This is a genomic window from Streptomyces phytophilus (assembly GCF_013870535.1).
Taxonomy (GTDB): Bacteria; Actinomycetota; Actinomycetes; order Streptomycetales; family Streptomycetaceae; genus Streptomyces; species Streptomyces phytophilus.
The window spans coordinates 1-2,303 of record NZ_JACBXC010000976.1 but is presented as its reverse complement, the minus strand read 5'-3'; the positions used below and the strand labels follow the sequence as shown (position 1 = coordinate 2,303).

Here is a 2,303-nt window from a genome sequence, read left to right as displayed (position 1 = left end):
GTTCTTCGCCCGACCGCCGCTTCACATGTCGCCCATGGGGGGCTTTGCGCCGTTGCCCGGGCGGTGGCCGCGGCCGGAGGATGTCGGGCGTCGGGGCTCCACGAAGCCGCCTGGGGAGGCCGCATGAGGTCGAGCAGCCGGATCCGTCGCGTATCGGCCGTCCTGGGCGGCGCGTTCGCGCTCGTCGTCGCCGTACCGTACGCCGCCTCCGCGGCCGCCGCTCCGCCGCAGGCGCTGCCGGCGAACGCCGACGGCCTGGAGCAGACCTTCCAGCCCGCGTACGACTACGACACCGACGGGTGCTACCCCACCCCGGCGATCGGCCCCGACGGCGCGGTCAACCCGGGCCTGGAGCCGGGCGGCGCGCTCGACGGCGACTGCCGCGACGCCGCGGACCTGGACAACACCAACGGCTACTCGCGCGCGAAGTGCAACAACGGCTGGTGCGCCGTGGTCTACGGCCTGTACTTCGAGAAGGACCAGGCCCTGCCGGGCACCGGCCTCTTCGGGCACCGGCACGACTGGGAGCACGTCGTGGTGTGGATCCGCAACGACGAGGCGCAGTACGTCTCGACCTCGGCGCACGGCGACTTCGACACGTACCCCCGCGACCAGATCCGGTGGGACGGCACCCACCCCAAGGTCGTCTACCACAAGGACGGCGTCGGCACCCACGCCTTCCGCCCCGCCACCGGCAACGACGAGCCGCCGGAGAACCACGGGGGCGCCTGGCAGCTCCCCGACCTGGTGGGCTGGAACGGCTATCCGGCGGGGCTGCGCGACCGGCTCGCCACGACGGACTTCGGCAGCGCCAACTTCGGCCTGAAGGACTCGTCCTTCGTCTCCCACCTCGACAAGGCCCTGCCCGCGGGCATCCCGTTCGATCCCGGCGCCCCGTAGCGCGGGCCCCGGGGCCGCGTCACTCCCCCAGCTTCCGCAGGTCCTTCTTCCGGATCGTCGCGGTGATCAGCAGGTCGGTGATGAGGTTGTGGTTGAGCGCGTTGCCCACGGGCGACGGCACGTCCTTCGCCAGCAGCCCCGGCACCCCCGCGCGGCTGAGCTTCTTGCGCACGCCGGCGACGATGTGCGCGGCGGTCTTCTCCGTCCAGTTGCGCCCCGGTTGCAGCTGCGCCAGCTCGTACGCGACCTGGGCCCAGGTCAGCGGCTGCGGCTGCGGGTCGCCCTGCAGATAGCGCTGGGCGAGGCAGACGAGCACCAGCATCTCGTCGGCGTCGAGGTCGCGCTCCTCGCCGAGGGTCGACTCCTCCTGCACGGTCGGCCCGCCGGCCAGGCCGAAGTTCCTGGCCGCGGAGATCCGCACCTCCAGCAGGTGGTCCTCGGGGGACGAGACGACGAACAGCGGGGTGTAGCCGGTGGGCAGGAAAGCCTGGTCGCCGCGGTGCACCAGCCGGGAGTCGGGGAAACGGATCGGCCGCTTCCCGGTGTTGGTCAGCACCCAGCGCGTGTACTCCCGGGTGACTATCCCCTGCCGGCGGCTGACGCGTTTGTCGCCGCCGCCCACGCAGACGTGCACCTCGGGCTCGTTGCGCCCGAACACCAGCGTGAAACCGGCGTCCGGGGCCACGCTCATCCCGCCGTTCGAGCCGAGCACGAACAGCGTCTCCGGCTGCGGCGGCGCGTCGGCGGGCGGCAGCCCTCGGCTGAGGCTGCCGACTTCCTTCGGCAGCAGAGTGATCTTGCTCGCCATGGCGGGTACCCCCTTCTCCGGGTGACTGCGCCTCACGGTAACCACCCCCGGCCCGGAGGGGTCCCGGGCCCGGGAGACTAGGCGGGCGCCACTAGGCGCGCGAGTCGGCGGGCGGGACGGCGAAGGCGACCTCGCCGGCGGCCTCCGCGCTGTACGGGCCGGGGCCGCGTATCGCGGCGGGGATGCCCGCGTTGGGCGAGCGCTGCGACATCTGCTTGCGGCCGTCGACGTGGATCTCGTAGGTGACCTCGCCGTAGTGGGACATGTCCAGGCTCCAGGCGGCGGAGCCGTTCTCCCGGGGGACCTCGACGGTCTTGCGCCAGGGCAGCGCGACGTCCTTGAGCGTCACCGGCTTGCGGTTGACGGAGTACGTCATCTCCTCGACGGGGCCGTCGCCGGTGAGGACGATCTCGACCGCGACCGGTTCGAGTGGCGGCGGCTCGGGCTCCTTGACCGGCGGGGCGGAGTCCTCGGGCACGGGGCCGGCCCTCTCCGGCTCCTTCGGCCGCGCCCCGTCGTCGCGCAGGGCGAACAGGACGGCGGCGCCCGCACCGGCGGCGGCCGCGAGCGCCGCCGCGCCGCCGAGCAGCAGGCG

The 2,303-nt window shown here is 73.3% G+C and carries 2 protein-coding genes and 1 pseudogene; 1 reads left to right on the top strand and 2 read right to left on the bottom strand.

Annotation, left to right across the window (positions count from 1 at the left end; genetic code table 11):
• The first annotated feature begins 123 nt into the window (after positions 1–123).
• The gene (locus H5J30_RS27955; RefSeq protein ID WP_181790079.1) at positions 124–900 is read left to right on the top strand and encodes an NPP1 family protein; all 777 of its coding nucleotides are present in this window, start codon (positions 124–126) and stop codon (positions 898–900) included.
• Positions 901–919: 19 nt separating this feature from the next.
• Here the strand turns inward: H5J30_RS27955 and H5J30_RS27950 are convergent, their stop codons facing one another.
• Positions 920–1,708, bottom strand: coding sequence for an FHA domain-containing protein (locus tag H5J30_RS27950; protein ID WP_181790078.1), 789 nt, complete (start codon positions 1,706–1,708; stop codon positions 920–922).
• A 91-nt stretch (positions 1,709–1,799) separates the two neighbouring features.
• Positions 1,800–2,303 (bottom strand): annotated as a pseudogene (locus H5J30_RS27945) (hypothetical protein); the annotation flags it as partial.

Excerpts from the sequence above, each read along its gene's own strand:
- H5J30_RS27955 (WP_181790079.1), top strand. The coding sequence starts at position 124 with ATGAGGTCGAGCAGCCGGATCCGTCGCGTATCGGCCGTCCTGGGCGGC.
- H5J30_RS27950 (WP_181790078.1), bottom strand. The coding sequence starts at position 1,708 with ATGGCGAGCAAGATCACTCTGCTGCCGAAGGAAGTCGGCAGCCTCAGC.